Here is a 14,063-nt window from a genome sequence, read left to right as displayed (position 1 = left end):
ATCACCTGCTTTCAGTGGATGCCCAGGCGACAAGCCCAGTTGACCAGTTCCGCAATGTTATGGGCATTGAGTTTGCGCATGAGGTTCAGGCGATGTGTTTCGACGGTCTTGATGGTAATCGACAGCTTTTCGGAGATATCGCGGTTACGGTTACCTTCGGCAATCAGTTTGAGTATTTGTCGTTCGCGGGTAGTCAGAGCGCTCAAACCATCGACATTCGGGGTGTTGATCACGTGGCTTCGATTGAGCGCAGGGTCGAGGAAAATTTTACCGGCGATGGCGGTTTGCAGGCCGGCCAATAATACCTGTCGGGAACTCTTTTTTAATACATAGCCGAGCGCGCCTGCGGCCAGTGCATCTCGGGCACGGTGTTCGGATGCGTCTGCAGTGATCACCACGATGATCAATTTTGGCGTGCGTCGTTTCAGTTGGCGGATGATATCGATACCGTCCATGCCGGGCAGGCCCAAGTCTAACAGCACAACGTCAGGGTTGAGTTTCTGGCAGGCCGCATAGACATTCAACCCGTCAACAACCTCTCCGATGACCTCATAGTTGGGCACCGTCAACATCAGGCTTTTGAGACCGTAGCGGAGCAAGTAGTGATCTTCGACGATCAATATTCGTTGTGAGCGGGGTAGGAGTTTTAAATGCGGTAGCATGATCAAAAGCCTGAATGTGTATTTTAGGGATAGAGGAAGGTTATAGGGTTCAGGTTATTACCGGATTCAGACTTGGCTCAAAGCTGACAAAATTGCGAGAATCCTTCCTTTGATAACGCTATGAAACTTTCCTCTTCTCTGGCAGGCCTTGAAACGATCCGTATCCTTGAACGGGCAGGGCAACGTTGGCATATGACCCTGTCCGGCGTCCCTGGCTGGTACTGGGAGTATCCGTTGGGGCTGTGTATTGCCTTGGCGATTGAGCGTGCGTCCATTGATGATGAATGGCTGGTGAGCGCCAGTTTGTGGCTGGCATCAATACCGGAGAGTCTGGACGACAGTCTGTTACTGGAGGGAGAACGGATTTTTCTGGTGCGCCGCTATGAATGCCAGTGTTCGCCCAAGGAGCTGGAGGCGCGCGTTCAACAACAAGTGGCTATTGCGTGTTGGTTCGCGACCCAAGGCGACTCGCACGACGTGTCCACCGAGACGAGTACCCTGGGGCGATTAGTATGAGCTGGTTGAGGAGCGGCCTGATGGGGCTTGCCGTGTTAGGTATTGCCCTGACTGCACAGGGCGCGATTGCGCCAAAGGGGGCGGCAGCCTTCTTTTTGAACACCCGTGGCGCCAAGTTGGCCGACGTTTTACGGGACCTGGGGGCCAATTATGGGGTTCCCGTGATTGTCAGCCCTCAGATAGGCGAGTCTTTTATTGGGAGGTTGGATGGTCAAACACCCGAGCAAGTGCTTGAGCACCTGGCGCAGCTCTATCAGCTTGCCTGGTATTACGACGGACAAACGATTCATGTCTACAAAGCACAGGAGGTGGGCAGCCAATTGCTGACACCTGCATACCTGACGGTGCCGATCCTGATTACCCAGCTACAGTCCACCGGCGTGCTGGATGTGCGGTACTGCCGTGTCCGCAGTGTGCCGAGCTCCAATGCGTTGGAAGTGCAGGGGGTTCCCGCATGCATGGAGCGGGTATCACGCCTAGCAGAGGGGCTTGACCAACAGAAATTCAACCGCGAGCGCAACCAGGAAGCCATTGAGCTGTTTACGTTGAAGTATGCTGCTGCTGACGATATCCAATACACCTATCGTAACCAGCAAGTGGTGGTGCCAGGGGTGGTATCGGTGCTCCGGGACATGGCGCAGGGCCGTACCTTGCCGCTTAATGAGAATCAGGGCGAACCCTTATCGGATGACCGAAGCTTGCCCATGTTCTCTGCCGATCCGCGACAGAATGCGGTACTGGTACGCGATCGCAAGCTCAACCTGCCGCTGTATGCTGACCTCATCTTGCGCCTGGATCACAAGCCATCGCTGGTTGAGATCTCGGTGGCGATCATCGATGTCAATTCCCAGGACCTGGGGGCTTTGGGGATCGACTGGTCGGGGTCTGCGAGTATCGGTGGGGTGGAGGTCGGCTTCAATAGTTCTGGCGGCGAGGAATCCGATAGTTTATCTACGGTGATCTCCAACACCGGAAACTTTATGCTCCGTGTCAACGCCCTTGAGCAAAAAGCCAAGGCGCGCGTCTTGTCGCGTCCCTCGGTGCTCACGCTGAGCAACATGCAAGCCGTGCTTGATCGAAATACCACTTTCTACACCAAGCTGGTGTCGGAAAACGTCGCCAAGCTTGAGTCTATTTCGGCCGGCTCACTGATGCGGGTGACGCCACGCGTGATCGGCGAAGGGGGCAAGCAGGAGGTCATGTTGACGTTGATTGTCCAGGATGGCCGGCAAATCGGACCGATCAGCGAGAGTGAGCCTTTGCCCCAGACGCTGAATTCGGAAATTTCTACCCATGCGTTGCTTAAGGCCGGGCAAGCCCTATTACTGGGCGGATTTGTCCAGGATGAGGAAAGTGAAGGGGTGCGCAAGATTCCACTGCTAGGGGATATTCCCTACATCGGCAGGTTGTTTAGATCGACTCAGAAGGTGAGCCGCCAAACCGTTCGTTTGTTTCTGATCAAAGCCGATCCTTGGCATCAACTGTGATGGACTGGACTTATAAACTCAAGTGGCTGAACGGACCGTTATCCGGTCGCGAATTGGCATTGCCGGTGGGTGAACTGGAGATAGGGGGCAGCGATTCGGACATTGCTCTGTGCCTTGAGTTGGAGGCGCAAGCGACGTTGTCGATGACAGAGGAGGTCATTCGGCTGGTGTCCGTGACGCCTGTCTGGGTTGACGGTCAGCCTTGGGATCTGGAGCAGGCTCTGCCTTTGGGGCGTGTGATCGACCTTGCCGGGCAAGCCTTTGTGCTGGGGCTGTCTGCTGATGAGCTGTCGATGCGGGCGGTGCCGACACGCGAGAAAGCGGGTATCACGACAGCGCGGTCGAGGTGGCCATGGTGGGCAGGTTCGTTGGGCGGCGCAATGGTCGTGTTAGTCGTGGGGCTGATGGTCTGGCTACCGGTCGCGATGCTGCCGACCCTTGACCTGGATGACTGGCTGGCGACGCAATTGCAAGACCCTCAGCTCTCTGGTTTGAGCGCCCAACGCGATAGGCACGGCACCTTGGTTCTCAAGGGCGTGTGTCACTCTTCACTCAGTGTCGAAGGGTTGCGCTTGAAACTGCGTGAAATGGGCGTGTTGTTACACGACGAAAGCGTCTGTGCCGATACCTTGCTGGAGAGTGTTCGATCGGTCCTGAGCTTGAGCGGCTATCAGAATGTCGAGGTCAAGAACGAGGTGCCGCTAAATCGGGTGGTGATTTTCGGCAATATCGTTGCCGATGCGACCTGGCAGCGCGCCAGTGCTCAACTGCGAACGATTCAGGCATTGGAGAGCTGGAGGGTCGTCAACGATCAGGCGCTTCTATTCGATGACTTGCTCAATCGTCTTGAATCCCGCCAGGCGCTGGAGGGGCTGAGTATCAGGGTTTCCGACAGTACCTTTTGGGTCAGTGGTCAAGTGGGTCATGAAGGCTTGGTCGCCGTGACCGAAGTGCTCGATGCCTTTAATCTCCAAGGCCCGCCGCGTTTACCGGCGGTCTTTCAAAGCATACCGGGCATGGCCTCGGCCGATCGGTATTTACCCTCACCCATCGTCGGTATTGCTGGCAATGTGGATTCACCGTATGTCGAGTTGGCGAATGGTATGCGCTTGCAGCCGGGCAGCGTCTTGCCGAGTGGCTATCGGGTGTACGAGCTTAATCGTTGGTCGATGGCCTTGCTCAAGGGCCAGGACCTCATCTCGTTGCCATTGGATCATCAGTAGGGGAAGTTGAATGGCCCGTCTCACTTACTTGGAAGACTCCTTATACGCTGACTCAACAGGTGTATTGCGTCAGCACTTGCTGGACGCGCTTCGACAGGCTGAACACGGCGCGCGTGGACAGTTGCGTCAGCCACAACCTGCGGCGAGGTTTCAGGCCCTGGAGCAATCCGTCAACGCCTGCTCCAGTGCGGCGCAGGTGATCGAGATACTGTGGGCGCGGTATCACGCCGATACTGCACCCCGTTAAACCCTGTTGCGGGGGATAAGGTTTTCGCGCAATCTCCATTTATTGTATGTAGTTGAAAGGCTGCGCCAATATCTCGCACCTCAAAATTCTCAAGAAGTTTCTGGTAGCTCGGGTCGCGCGCCATGAGTGCTAACTTAAAATCAGCGTGCATAGTGGACTGAGCGGTTAATTCATTGTAAGCGCCTCATAAAACCCACATACCAAACGATGGGCTTATTGGTTGCCGTGGCATCTCTGGCGAGCAGTTCCACGGCAGCAAGGCTTCGAAGTCTTCTACCGAGCTGGCCTGCGGTAGCCGCTCAAGTACGTGGCGCAGCCACGTATAGGGCTCTTGGCCGTTGGCTTTGGCAGTTTCGACCAGGCTATAGATCTGCGCACTGGCAGTGGCGCCCTTGGACGTGTCGCTGAACATCCAATTTTTACGACCGATAACAAAGGGTTTTACTGCTCGCTCTGCCCTGTTGTTATCGATGGGCAGGAAGCCGGCCTCGGTGTAACGCTCAAGCTTGCTCCAGTTGCTGGCCAGATAACCGACCGCCTTGCCCAAGGCACTTTCCGTCGTCACCTGGGGGTGGGTTTTCTCCAGCCAGCTTTTCAGTTTTGCGAGTACCGGCAGGCCTTTTTCCTGTCGAGCACTAAAGCGCTGGTCATCGCTGGCCTCTTTGAACTCGCGCTCGATGCCGTACAGCTTGTTGGTCAGGTTCAACGCGATATCGGCACGGCCCGTCTTGCCTTTTGGCTGCACTTTTTGCGCATCGACGAACTTGCGTCGAGCATGTGCCCAGCAACCCAAACGCTCGACACCCGGCTGCGCGCCCAAGGCGTTATAGCTGGCGTAATTATTAGTCATCAGGTAGCCGCGATAATCGGCGAGCAGGCGCAGCGCCACCTCCTGCGCTCGGCTGGTAGTGTCGTCAAAAAGGACAACTGGGCGCTCAGGCGGGCCGCTGGCTTGGACCCACATCCAGGACTGGCTGCTCGGATCTCGATCCGGTTCTTTCAGCACTTGTACCCGCGTTTCATCACAGTGGATAACCGGGCTTTCCAGCAACCGGTCGCGCATCAAATTCAGCAGCGATTGCAGGTGTTCGCCGCACTGAATCACCCAGCGCGCCAAGGTTTGGTGGAGGATATCGACGCCGTGTCGGCCAAGTACTTTTTCGAACCGATACAGTGGCAAACCGTCGACGTATTTGGTGGTCAGCAGCATCGCGAGGACACTGGGACTGGCCATGCTCTTTTCGATCAGTTGTGCAGGTTTGTCAGCAGTGACCGGCGCCGCTTCACAGCCATGACAGGTGTAAACCTTGCGGATGTGTTTGATCACGCGGATTTGCATCGGCACGATTTCCAGCTGTTTGCTGGTTTCTTCGCCGATGACGTGTTTACGACAGCCGCACGCGTAGCTCAGTTCGTGTTCGGGCAGTTCGTGGACGACTTCCATACGTGGTAGATCGGCTGACAGCGGCTTGCGTTTGCCCCAGCGTTGGGTCGGGCCAACGACTTCTTCGTCAGACTCATCGGTGACCGGAACTGCGAGGCTTTCGGGCTCATTAAAGAGTGCGAGCTACGGCGCCTGCGGATCGACTGTTTGTAGATTTGCACCCGAACAAACGTTGACGCAATAGCTTGATCTGTTCTTTCAGGTCAACAATCTGGCCCTTGTCCACCTGACGCTCACTGAGCATCTGCACAAGCATTTTCTTGAACAGAACCAGATCATCAGGGACTTGTCGGGCTTGGAAATCATGGCCCGGATTATATCCGATCAGGCGACAAATCTTGGTGTTAAAACTTGATGCGGACGGTTCCGCCATAGGTCAAAACCATCCAGCAGCCAATTCAATTCTTGAACCGTCAGCACAATGGCTTCGTCGGTGACATCAGGCGATGTTTTGAAGCGATCGGACTCCAGGCGCTTGAGCCAAAGGCAAAAGCCGTTGCGCTCCCAATACAAGATCTTCACTCGGTTGCGGGGCTTGTTGAGAAAAACGAAAAGCACAGGGTCGAACACCGCCCCTTTGATATCCAGTTCGACGAGGGCCGACAGGCCGTCGATAGATTTTCGAAAGTCCACGGGCTTGGGGTAGAGGTACACTTTTTCAACTTTGGCTTCGGGACGCATCATGGCTGCTGGCTCCTGAAAGAGATCGGGAGCACAGCATCAAGCTTCTGTGGGCAGCTTTGAATGTGTAGGCGATGGATCGCTTACAAAGGAACGGCGTTGTTTGGTCATTTGACACCTCGATTTGGCGAGCATTCTCGCCTAAATGGGTGTCCGGTAATGAGATGGTCACCCCCACACCCTACGAGGGCTACGCTTTCGCAGGGTGTTTTATTTTGGAGGCCATCATCATGAGCGAATTGGCACTGGTCGGTATCGATCTCGGCAAACACACTTTCCACTTTCCACTTTCCACTTTCCACTTTCCACTTTCCACTTTCCACTTGCACGGCCAGGACGTATCGGGTCGAGAGATGTTTCGCAAGAAGCTCTCGGGCGTGCAGATGATGCGTTTTTTCGGCAACTGCCCCACTTGTACTGTCGTGATGGAAGCCTGCGCTGGTTCTCATTTCGTTGCCCGCGAACTGGCGACCATGGGACATGTAACCAAACTGATATCCCCGCAGTTTGTTCGGCCTTTCGTTAAAAGTAACAAAAATGATTTCGTTGACGCCGAGGCGATCTGTGAAGCCGCCTCACGCCCTTCGATGCGATTTGTCTCGCCTAAAACTGAGGCCCAGCAAACGCTCTCAGTACTGCATCGCATGCGTGAGTCGCTGGTGCGTGACCGCACCAAAACAATCAATCAACTCCATGGCTTCCTGCTGGAGTTCGGCATCAGCCTGCCTCTTGGGCGGACGGTCATAAAACGTCTGCCTAGCGTTCTGGCCGAGCATGAGTTACCGATACGGCTCCGCACATTGTTGCAGCGGTTGCACGCACACTTCGGCTACCTGGATGAGCAAATCACGCAGATTGATATTCAGATGGCTGGCCAACTGGCTGACGATGATCTGGGCAGTCGTTTGCTGAGTATGCCCGTCGGCCCGATCACCGCCAGCCTGCTGGCTGTCGAAATGGGAGACGGCAAGCAATTCGGATGCAGTCGTGACTTCGCCGCGTCCATAGGGTTGGTTCCCAGACAGTACAGCACGGGAGGCAGGTCTAACTTGAAGGGGATCAGCACGCGAGGAGACAAGAGCCTCAGATGTCTGTTGGTACAGTGCGCCAGGGTTTATATGCAAAGGCTCGATAGTCAAAAAGGGGCATGCCTCATACAGACGCCGGATAGATTTAAGCAAGCCAACCACTTTACCTGTTAATCAGCATTGTAAAAATGGGGGTGACCATAGATTTCATTAGACCACTACATACTTCCTGTAAGACCGGGCGCCCCCCAGCGAATGGAATAGAGGCGTCTGGGGAGTCACAGGCGAAGAAGACCGTAGAATTGAAGCGCCGTGGGCTTCTGGGCGCCCCGGCAGTGGGAGTCAGTCACTAAGTGGTTGATAATAATCGCGTCCGCCACCACCGGGGCATGTAATCGATTGAACACCGTTGCACCGACCCTGTGAGTTTTCCTGGGCGTCTGGGACCATGATCACTGCTCTGCTTCCGACAACTGCTCCCGGTACTCGGCAAACGCGTCGCTGATCATCTTGCGCTGATCGTCATCTTCGAAGCAGTCATCGGTCATTAACTTCACCAACTCGCCCATCTGCTGCACATAGGCGTACTGCAAACGCGTGTCGGGTACCCTGCGTGACGTCTGTTGTGCCAGCCAGTCCGCTTGCATCCAGGATTGCTGAACAATCTCCAGTAGCGCAGTGAGGACCCCGTCACCGTCCAGGTCGTCGATTCCCAGTGTGCGTGCGGCGCGGTGGCAGTGATCCTCCATGCCCATGAACATCATGATGCGTTTGAGGTCGGTAATTACCGCGCCCAACTGGATGTCGGTGGCGGCTCCCTCCACCGACAGTTCAAAAGCCAAGGTGCGGATCAGTGTTTTCAACTTTCGTTTGCGGTCGTGCAGTTGGCGGAATTCTTCGAACCATTGCACTAGGCGAGTGTGGCGTGAGGTAGCGCGTTGGTAGAGGTGTTTGAGGGCGAGGAAATCGTTTTTGCCGACAGCGCCGAACTCCAGGCGGTTGAAAAGTTTCAGCGCCCATTCATCATCGTCCATCACCGCGCAAAGGGCGGCCTCCAGGCGTTTTCGGTGCGCGTAGGTGAGGTGCTTGCGTGCCAGCGCAGCGCTGAGAAGCAACGCTATCTCACCGGCATCGAGTCCTTTTTCGGCCATGCTGCCGAGTACATTAGATGCTTCATCAAGGGTTGAGGTGTGTTGATGCAGGTCGTCCAGATGCGCCGCGGCCGTCTCGGTGAGTTGCTTGATCAGTTGCTGGAGCATGGCGCGTGCCCGTGGTCGTTCAGGCTTGCCGTCGTTTGTCCCGCGGCCAGCGGCGTGTCTTTGCGAGCTTAGGGTGAACCCCATATTTTCCAGGGTTTCGGAAACGGCACTCGCTGACCCGTCGATGGAGGGGAAGTCAAGGCCCGTGGCTTGCCTCTGGAGTTCGGCACGCGCCAGCTCAAGAGCCGATTGCGCCGGAAAGACTTGGGTGGCGCCGGGCAGGGGGTGAGGGGGGTGTTTTGAATCGCGGAGGTGGGAAGGGGGCTGGCTGAATCGATCTTGGTAATCATCGGTGAGGGCCTCGTGCGGGAGCTGTCTCAGGCGCGACAGAAGTGATTCGAGGTGGGCGTCCAGGTCAATGTGCAAGGTGAACAGGTGGGTTTCCAGAAGGGCTTGGGCGCTCGTCAGGGAAGGGGTACTGATCACCTGCACATGGGGAAAGTCAGCGAAGGCGAGTTGGGCTTGATGCTCGCAGGTGGGGGATACGCGGACGGTAAGTGCCCCTGTGGACAGAAAGGTCAACAGTCGCTGCTGTACTCGCCGAACGATCAGCTCGGCCCCATCCTGTTCACCGATGTACTCTTCCAGCACCTGGGCGATCAGTGTGCGTAGCCGCGTGTCGAGGTGCTGGGCGAGGGTGACTTCCAGCGCCGTCTCGGCCACATGCCAGTCCAGGGTTTCCTCAATGAGGGTTTGGCGTAAGGCGGTTTGTTCGTCTGCTGCCTCGGCAAGGCCTTGATCCCGGGCTTGAAGGCGGATCTCCTGTGCTTCCTGCTCGGCCTGGGCCAAGTGTTCACGGGCTTGTTGTTGTATCACTTGCGCTTCTGCGTGCGCGTGGGCAAGCACCGAAGATGCGTTGAAATACTCCGCCAGTTCCGTGGCGGGAATGAGCAGCGCGTGGAATGTGCTGCCGGGTAAGGATATACAGGGGACGAGGGGGGCGTTCATAAAAAGCGTCCGATTTTGGTTAACCATTGATGGGCGTTTTCCTCAACGTGCAGAGGCGTGTCGATAACCGGTGGCAAGCGCAGGGTGAGCAGATCGCGCAGCGGGGTCTGTTCGATGTCGCGCAACCACCAGCGGGTGCCGGTGTGCAGGGCAGTGAGGCGCAAGGTTTCAGAGGGCAGAGCTTGCGCGGTCAGGCTCCAGCCGCGGTGCAGCGCCAGCAATTTATCGCAACACAGGTCATCCAGGTGTGGCCTTAGTGCAAGACGCCGGTCTTTTAACAGCAGGTGGTCGGGGCAGTTCAAGGCAACGATCCCCAGGGCCATGATGAGTTGCGGCAAGCGTGGTTCCAGTGCAAACAAGGCCTGCTGTTGGGGGCCGAGGCTGCCGGGCAGTGATGTCCAGGTGATACCATGGCGTTGCAGGATCAAGTGGTCGATACGCGAGCGGCAGGCCGGGAATTGCCAGTAGGCGTCTTGCCAGGCTCTGAGCCCGAGGTGTGACCACCAGTCTTCATTCATCCAGGTTCCTGGCTGCCATCCCCACTGATGCAAGTGTTGGATGGTTTGATCGAGGGTGGGCAGGTTCATCACTTTTTAGACCTGCGCCAATGGATGATAAAGGTGGCGATGCTCAACACTGAGATCGCCATCAGGAAGAGCATGATGGGGAGACGATAGTGATCGAGCCAGGGGCGCTTTACGTCGGTTGAGGTGGGCGGCGAGGACGCGGCTTGATAGCGGTAGTCGGCGGCCTGCAGGACGATGCTGGTGTTCTCGGCCAATAAATTGGGCACGCTGTTGATTATCAGGCTTTTAATCGCGGGTTCGCGGTTGAGCATGTTGCGTTCGGGGCTGTATTTGATGAACACAGAGGCCGAAGGCGTTGGGGTATCGCGGGCACTTTGCCTTAGGACCTCGCCAATAGACACTTGAGCGATGATCACACCGTCCATGGCCTGCAACATTTTCCCCAGTTGCTGCTCCTTCAAGTAGAGGATTTTTGCATGCTCCTGAACGGGTGAGGTCACCAGCTGGCCGGAGGGAAATAGGTCTTCCAGGGTGGTGACTTTTGGGCGTGGAAGACCTTCTTGGCGTAACAGTTCGACCGCATTGATGAACTGCTCCTTATCGACCTTGATCGTCACCAGACCGTCTTTGACGATTTCCTTGCTGGCGTCGATATTGCGCAGCAATAACAAGGCCAGCATCTGGTTGGCTTCGGCTTCGGACAGCGCACTGTACAGCTCGACTTTACACCCGCTGAGTGTCAGTACCAGCACGCCGATACAGCCCAGGCGTAACCAGCTGCTGGTCATTGCATGCTCACCAGTTTGTTCACGCCTTGGGAAATACCCCCGGCGGTTTTGGCGATTAGGTCCACTTCAACCATTGCGTGTAACATTTTTGACTGCGCAGCCATCATTTGCAGCGGGCTATCAAGCACATTGTCACGGGCTTCATCAAAGGTGCTGTTCACCTCGCGGGATTTGCTCTGCAATTGAGTAATGGCCGACATCTCGGGTGGAGGGCTGGCATGGCCGAACAACGCCTGGTTGAACGCGGCGATCTCGCTAGGTGCAACGACGGGGAGGATGGGGTCGGTCGGCGCGGTGTGGGTGGGCATACGAACGGCTTCGATTTCCATAAGGGCTCTCAGGCTAGTTGAGGATGGGTGACGGACGGTTGTTGCGCAACTGTCCGGGGAGTATGGGTGCTGCTTTCGATTAGGCATCTGAGGGTGTTGGCTTCGTCCGAAGCGTCGGCGACCAACAGTTTCATGGCCTGGTGTGTTTGGCCCAGGCCGATCAGCAACGTGGCTTCCAGAATCCGACGATCAGTCAGTGCTTCGACCAGGTGGGGCAGGGCGTTGCGAATCGTCTCGGCCTGCGCGAAAAAACCGTGATTGGCCGCGGCCAGGCCAACCTCGCAGACGATGCGGCAAATATCACGCTCAAGGACGTTCATATCTTTTGAATGATCCCCGCCAGCATGTCCTTGACCGCCTTCATCACCGCACTGTGATACGAGACGAAGGTTGAGTATTTCTGAATGGCAAACTGTGCCTGGAGCATGCGGGTCGGGTCGTTCATATCGCCTGAGTTCATCGTTGACTCGACGTCATTGCCGGCTTTTTCGATCATCTGTGAGAGCTGGTTATTGACGCTTTCGATGTCCATGACGTGTTATCCCGTGCAGCCGATGGCAGGAGTGGTGTGCGTGCGCAGGCGGTACTGACTGGGGGAGCAGTGGTAGCGCTTGCGGAAACTTTCGGTGAAATGCCCGTGGTTGGAAAAACCGCATTCAAAGGCGATGTCCAGCACCCGCATGGTGGACGAGAGCAACAGTTCCCGGGCGTGTGTCAGGCGACGTTCCAACAGCCAGCGTTTTGCGGAGAGGCCGTACTTTTCCTGAAACAACAGGTTGAATTTGCGCAGTGGCATGTCGAGTTCCAGTGCATAGCGGGTCACTGTCCATTGATTGAGCGCACGGGCCTCAATAAACTCAAAGAACGGCTCATCGCCCGTCATGATGTGTTGTAACAGCGCGGAGAAGTAGTGTCGGTCTACCCCCAGACAATAAATATAGGCAAAACGCAAGAGCGTTGCGGACGGCCCCTTGGCCAGCAGCTGCAGTACGATTATCACGTCGTCATGGGCTTTCACCCGCCTGACGGGGTCACGCCAGAACAGGCTGCCGTGAGTGGTGCCCAACAAGTCCACGACATCCGCGTACAGATGCTGGAAATCCGCAGGGTAGAAGTCGAAATGCTGAAGGTCATTGTTCCCGCCGCAAGGTGCCGCATTGCAGGTGGCCATAACGACAGAGTTTGGCGGGATCAGTTGTGTCTCGCCGTTGACTTGTACCTTGCCGCCGTACTTTCCGAATAGAAGCCGCATTGCCTGCATCGGTCCTCCTAGCTTGGATCACTGGCTGCGAGAGGGGCATGGTTACGCGAGTGCCGGGTATTTAGCATCGGGTGATCACCTGAAAGACAGGGGGCGATCCATTCCGCCTCATCGGGATCATCAACAGTGGACACGTTTCGGGTCGTTCACGCGGCCCTTGAGTCAGTACGCGCTGGAGTGGTGGGGGCTAATGTTCATTGCGAGGTTGCGAATACATAGGCCGATGATTCGCTAAAAAGAATATTTGAGGGATTTTCAGAGGAGTGGGCAGTACGCCAGCAGGACGAGAAAAAACTTAACGTCGTGTCCGGGATTAGTTGACCACTACATCAGTGCGTGGGTGACCTTCAATGGACGATGGGGTTAGGGGGCTTGTGTAAAAGATAGTGGACGGTTTGCAAGGTCAAACACGCAAGAGATTGGCACGGCAATAGAAAGGAAACGTTAAGGCGAGTTCGGAAGTGCGAGTTTCAGTGCCCTGTCTGTTTGGAGGTAGTGCGACAGTAGTCAGGGAATTCTGGCGCTCTAGCATCAGGCTGGTCAGTAAAGCGAAAAAAGTAAAGTGGCATCGACTTTTGTAAGTCTCAGCATGGGGCCCGAGGTAGTCTGGTGGCGTTGTCATGGGGGTATGCAATGGATGATTTAGAAAAGCTAAAAGCCATGCTGGTTGAGTTGGGTAAGAGTCAAGCGCTATGGGCTCGTAAAATTCAGGAGTTTGAAACGCTGCAGTCGCAGATTTCCAAGCTTCAACGCAGTGCGGGCTCTGACCCTGTCGCCAGGCGGAAATTAAGTAAGCTCAATGATTATATGAACCGTGAAGGTAATGACGTGCAACGTCAAGTTGTCGAGAGAATGACGACAGCGGACAAGAATTTGAAAAAAGTAGCAGAGCAACTGCGAGAGCTGGCAATAGCTCAAGCAGGAGGGGGGGGCGAAGTGTCTGTCCCCCTGAACAAGGCAGTAAAAAACAACAGTCGCAACTTTGCTTGAGCATTTTGGAGAGAAGGTCATGAGCTATAACGTAGATAATGTTCGTTCGGGTAATACTGTCGCCCCCTGGGCCCCCCCTTCAGCGTCGTCTTGGGAAGGTGAGTCGGTGTTTAGTCCAATCATGGCGGCCTCGATGGTTAGCATGCTGTTTCATGCTCAGACGAGCCAAGGCTTGGTTAATAAAATGCAAGAACGGATGAAAGTTGCCCGTGAGTCCACTGAAATGGCCCATCTAGTGGATGCAGCGATAGCCAAGATGGATGATCCTAAGGCAGGGGGGACTCTGCCGGAGAGCGTCATCAGCTATATGAAAGAAAACAACATTCGGGTGGGTGGCAAGACCATTGATGAGTTTATAGCGTCCGCTGAGGGAGGGGTTCTCGATGCGGGGGACATGAAGGCGATCCACGGTTCGCTGGATACAACCTCGAGAGCGGCCTCCGACTCCAACCAACTAGATCAGTTGAGGCTTCAAGATTTATTGACGAAGTTCAACAGCGATACCCAAAGGATATCATCCACGATAAGCATGCAAGGAAAGCTAAACTCGGAACTGGCCCAGAATATCCGTTGATCGGGTAGCGGGATGTTCGCTCGCTTGGTTTTGGCCATAGATAGGCGGTGTGCCTTGCGTCCATCTATGGCCGAAAGCCGGGCAGGAGTGGCTGCGGTA

At 55.6% G+C, this 14,063-nt stretch carries 15 protein-coding genes and 2 pseudogenes; 7 read left to right on the top strand and 10 right to left on the bottom strand.

Features of this window, described 5'->3' with window-relative positions; genetic code table 11:
- Nucleotides 1-11: 11 nt before the first annotated feature.
- Nucleotides 12-620 (bottom strand): two component system response regulator, encoded by a 609-nt coding sequence (locus JFV26_RS13585; protein WP_207203937.1) that lies wholly within the window; start codon nt 618-620, stop codon nt 12-14.
- A gap of 162 nt (nt 621-782) precedes the next feature.
- Between JFV26_RS13585 and JFV26_RS13580 the strand changes: the two genes are divergently transcribed.
- From JFV26_RS13580 to JFV26_RS13565, 4 genes are read left to right on the top strand one after another with little or no spacing between them, the layout of a single operon-like run.
- Entirely contained in the window at nt 783-1,178 is a 396-nt protein-coding gene (locus JFV26_RS13580; RefSeq protein WP_201193080.1) for a hypothetical protein, read from the top strand.
- A 20-nt stretch (nt 1,179-1,198) separates the two neighbouring features.
- Complete coding sequence (locus tag JFV26_RS13575) at nt 1,199-2,665, top strand: EscC/YscC/HrcC family type III secretion system outer membrane ring protein (RefSeq protein ID WP_201193078.1); 1,467 nt, start codon at nt 1,199-1,201, stop codon at nt 2,663-2,665.
- Nucleotides 2,665-3,888, top strand: a complete 1,224-nt coding sequence (sctD, locus tag JFV26_RS13570; RefSeq protein ID WP_201193076.1) for a type III secretion system inner membrane ring subunit SctD — start codon at nt 2,665-2,667, stop codon at nt 3,886-3,888. Before JFV26_RS13575 ends, sctD begins: the two co-directional genes overlap by 1 nt.
- A 10-nt stretch (nt 3,889-3,898) precedes the next feature.
- Nucleotides 3,899-4,135 (top strand): EscE/YscE/SsaE family type III secretion system needle protein co-chaperone, encoded by a 237-nt coding sequence (locus JFV26_RS13565; protein ID WP_201193074.1) that lies wholly within the window; start codon nt 3,899-3,901, stop codon nt 4,133-4,135.
- Nucleotides 4,136-4,319: 184 nt separating this feature from the next.
- Here JFV26_RS13565 and tnpC read toward each other — a convergent pair.
- Nucleotides 4,320-5,885, bottom strand: a pseudogene (gene tnpC, locus JFV26_RS13560) (IS66 family transposase).
- An 18-nt stretch (nt 5,886-5,903) separates the two neighbouring features.
- The gene (gene tnpB / locus JFV26_RS13555) at nt 5,904-6,263 is read right to left on the bottom strand and encodes an IS66 family insertion sequence element accessory protein TnpB (protein ID WP_242487816.1); all 360 of its coding nucleotides are present in this window, start codon (nt 6,261-6,263) and stop codon (nt 5,904-5,906) included.
- A 227-nt stretch (nt 6,264-6,490) separates the two neighbouring features.
- On the opposite strand from tnpB, the pseudogene JFV26_RS13550 reads away from it, so the two are divergent.
- A pseudogene (locus tag JFV26_RS13550) lies at nt 6,491-7,405 on the top strand (IS110 family transposase); the annotation flags it as partial.
- 335 nt (nt 7,406-7,740) lie between these two features.
- On the opposite strand, the gene sctW reads toward JFV26_RS13550, so the two are convergent.
- Genes sctW through JFV26_RS13515 form a run of 7 tightly spaced genes read right to left on the bottom strand, consistent with a single transcriptional unit; the run spans nt 7,741 to nt 12,400 of the window.
- Nucleotides 7,741-9,495, bottom strand: coding sequence for a type III secretion system gatekeeper subunit SctW (gene sctW, locus JFV26_RS13545; RefSeq protein WP_201193072.1), 1,755 nt, complete (start codon nt 9,493-9,495; stop codon nt 7,741-7,743).
- Entirely contained in the window at nt 9,492-10,082 is a 591-nt protein-coding gene (locus JFV26_RS13540; protein WP_274610344.1) for a type III secretion system domain-containing protein, read from the bottom strand. The genes sctW and JFV26_RS13540 overlap by 4 nt, the downstream gene beginning before the upstream one ends.
- Nucleotides 10,082-10,810 carry a type III secretion system inner membrane ring lipoprotein SctJ gene (gene sctJ, locus JFV26_RS13535; RefSeq protein WP_201193068.1) on the bottom strand — a complete coding sequence of 243 codons (729 nt, stop codon included), beginning with the start codon at nt 10,808-10,810 and terminating at the stop codon, nt 10,082-10,084. The genes JFV26_RS13540 and sctJ overlap by 1 nt, the downstream gene beginning before the upstream one ends.
- Nucleotides 10,807-11,139, bottom strand: coding sequence for a type III secretion system inner rod subunit SctI (gene sctI, locus JFV26_RS13530; protein WP_201193066.1), 333 nt, complete (start codon nt 11,137-11,139; stop codon nt 10,807-10,809). Before sctI ends, sctJ begins: the two co-directional genes overlap by 4 nt.
- 8 nt (nt 11,140-11,147) lie before the next feature.
- The gene (locus JFV26_RS13525) at nt 11,148-11,459 is read right to left on the bottom strand and encodes an EscG/YscG/SsaH family type III secretion system needle protein co-chaperone (protein ID WP_201193064.1); all 312 of its coding nucleotides are present in this window, start codon (nt 11,457-11,459) and stop codon (nt 11,148-11,150) included.
- On the bottom strand, nt 11,456-11,671 hold the full coding sequence (gene sctF / locus JFV26_RS13520; protein WP_201193062.1) for a type III secretion system needle filament subunit SctF: 216 nt from the start codon (nt 11,669-11,671) through the stop codon (nt 11,456-11,458). Before sctF ends, JFV26_RS13525 begins: the two co-directional genes overlap by 4 nt.
- 6 nt (nt 11,672-11,677) lie before the next feature.
- Nucleotides 11,678-12,400, bottom strand: a complete 723-nt coding sequence (locus JFV26_RS13515; RefSeq protein WP_201193060.1) for a helix-turn-helix transcriptional regulator — start codon at nt 12,398-12,400, stop codon at nt 11,678-11,680.
- A 633-nt stretch (nt 12,401-13,033) separates the two neighbouring features.
- Between JFV26_RS13515 and JFV26_RS13510 the strand changes: the two genes are divergently transcribed.
- Nucleotides 13,034-13,390 carry a hypothetical protein gene (locus tag JFV26_RS13510; protein WP_201193058.1) on the top strand — a complete coding sequence of 119 codons (357 nt, stop codon included), beginning with the start codon at nt 13,034-13,036 and terminating at the stop codon, nt 13,388-13,390.
- Between the two features lie 19 nt (nt 13,391-13,409).
- Complete coding sequence (locus JFV26_RS13505; RefSeq protein WP_201193056.1) at nt 13,410-13,964, top strand: hypothetical protein; 555 nt, start codon at nt 13,410-13,412, stop codon at nt 13,962-13,964.
- The last annotated feature ends 99 nt before the right edge of the window (nt 13,965-14,063 follow it).

The sequence above is a fragment of the Pseudomonas sp. TH31 genome, from assembly GCF_016650815.1.
Lineage (GTDB): Bacteria > Pseudomonadota > Gammaproteobacteria > Pseudomonadales > Pseudomonadaceae > Aquipseudomonas.
The sequence above is the reverse complement of the archived record's forward strand: the minus strand, read 5'-3'. Positions and strand labels throughout refer to the sequence as shown.

Coding starts and splice junctions, on each gene's coding strand:
- JFV26_RS13580 (WP_201193080.1), top strand. CDS start 783: ATGAAACTTTCCTCTTCTCTGGCAGGCCTTGAAACGATCCGTATCCTT.
- JFV26_RS13575 (WP_201193078.1), top strand. CDS start 1,199: ATGGGGCTTGCCGTGTTAGGTATTGCCCTGACTGCACAGGGCGCGATT.
- sctD (WP_201193076.1), top strand. CDS start 2,665: ATGGACTGGACTTATAAACTCAAGTGGCTGAACGGACCGTTATCCGGT.
- JFV26_RS13565 (WP_201193074.1), top strand. CDS start 3,899: ATGGCCCGTCTCACTTACTTGGAAGACTCCTTATACGCTGACTCAACA.
- tnpB (WP_242487816.1), bottom strand. CDS start 6,263: ATGATGCGTCCCGAAGCCAAAGTTGAAAAAGTGTACCTCTACCCCAAG.
- sctW (WP_201193072.1), bottom strand. CDS start 9,495: ATGAACGCCCCCCTCGTCCCCTGTATATCCTTACCCGGCAGCACATTC.
- JFV26_RS13540 (WP_274610344.1), bottom strand. CDS start 10,082: ATGAACCTGCCCACCCTCGATCAAACCATCCAACACTTGCATCAGTGG.
- sctJ (WP_201193068.1), bottom strand. CDS start 10,810: ATGACCAGCAGCTGGTTACGCCTGGGCTGTATCGGCGTGCTGGTACTG.
- sctI (WP_201193066.1), bottom strand. CDS start 11,139: ATGGAAATCGAAGCCGTTCGTATGCCCACCCACACCGCGCCGACCGAC.
- JFV26_RS13525 (WP_201193064.1), bottom strand. CDS start 11,459: ATGAACGTCCTTGAGCGTGATATTTGCCGCATCGTCTGCGAGGTTGGC.
- sctF (WP_201193062.1), bottom strand. CDS start 11,671: ATGGACATCGAAAGCGTCAATAACCAGCTCTCACAGATGATCGAAAAA.
- JFV26_RS13515 (WP_201193060.1), bottom strand. CDS start 12,400: ATGCAGGCAATGCGGCTTCTATTCGGAAAGTACGGCGGCAAGGTACAA.
- JFV26_RS13510 (WP_201193058.1), top strand. CDS start 13,034: ATGGATGATTTAGAAAAGCTAAAAGCCATGCTGGTTGAGTTGGGTAAG.
- JFV26_RS13505 (WP_201193056.1), top strand. CDS start 13,410: ATGAGCTATAACGTAGATAATGTTCGTTCGGGTAATACTGTCGCCCCC.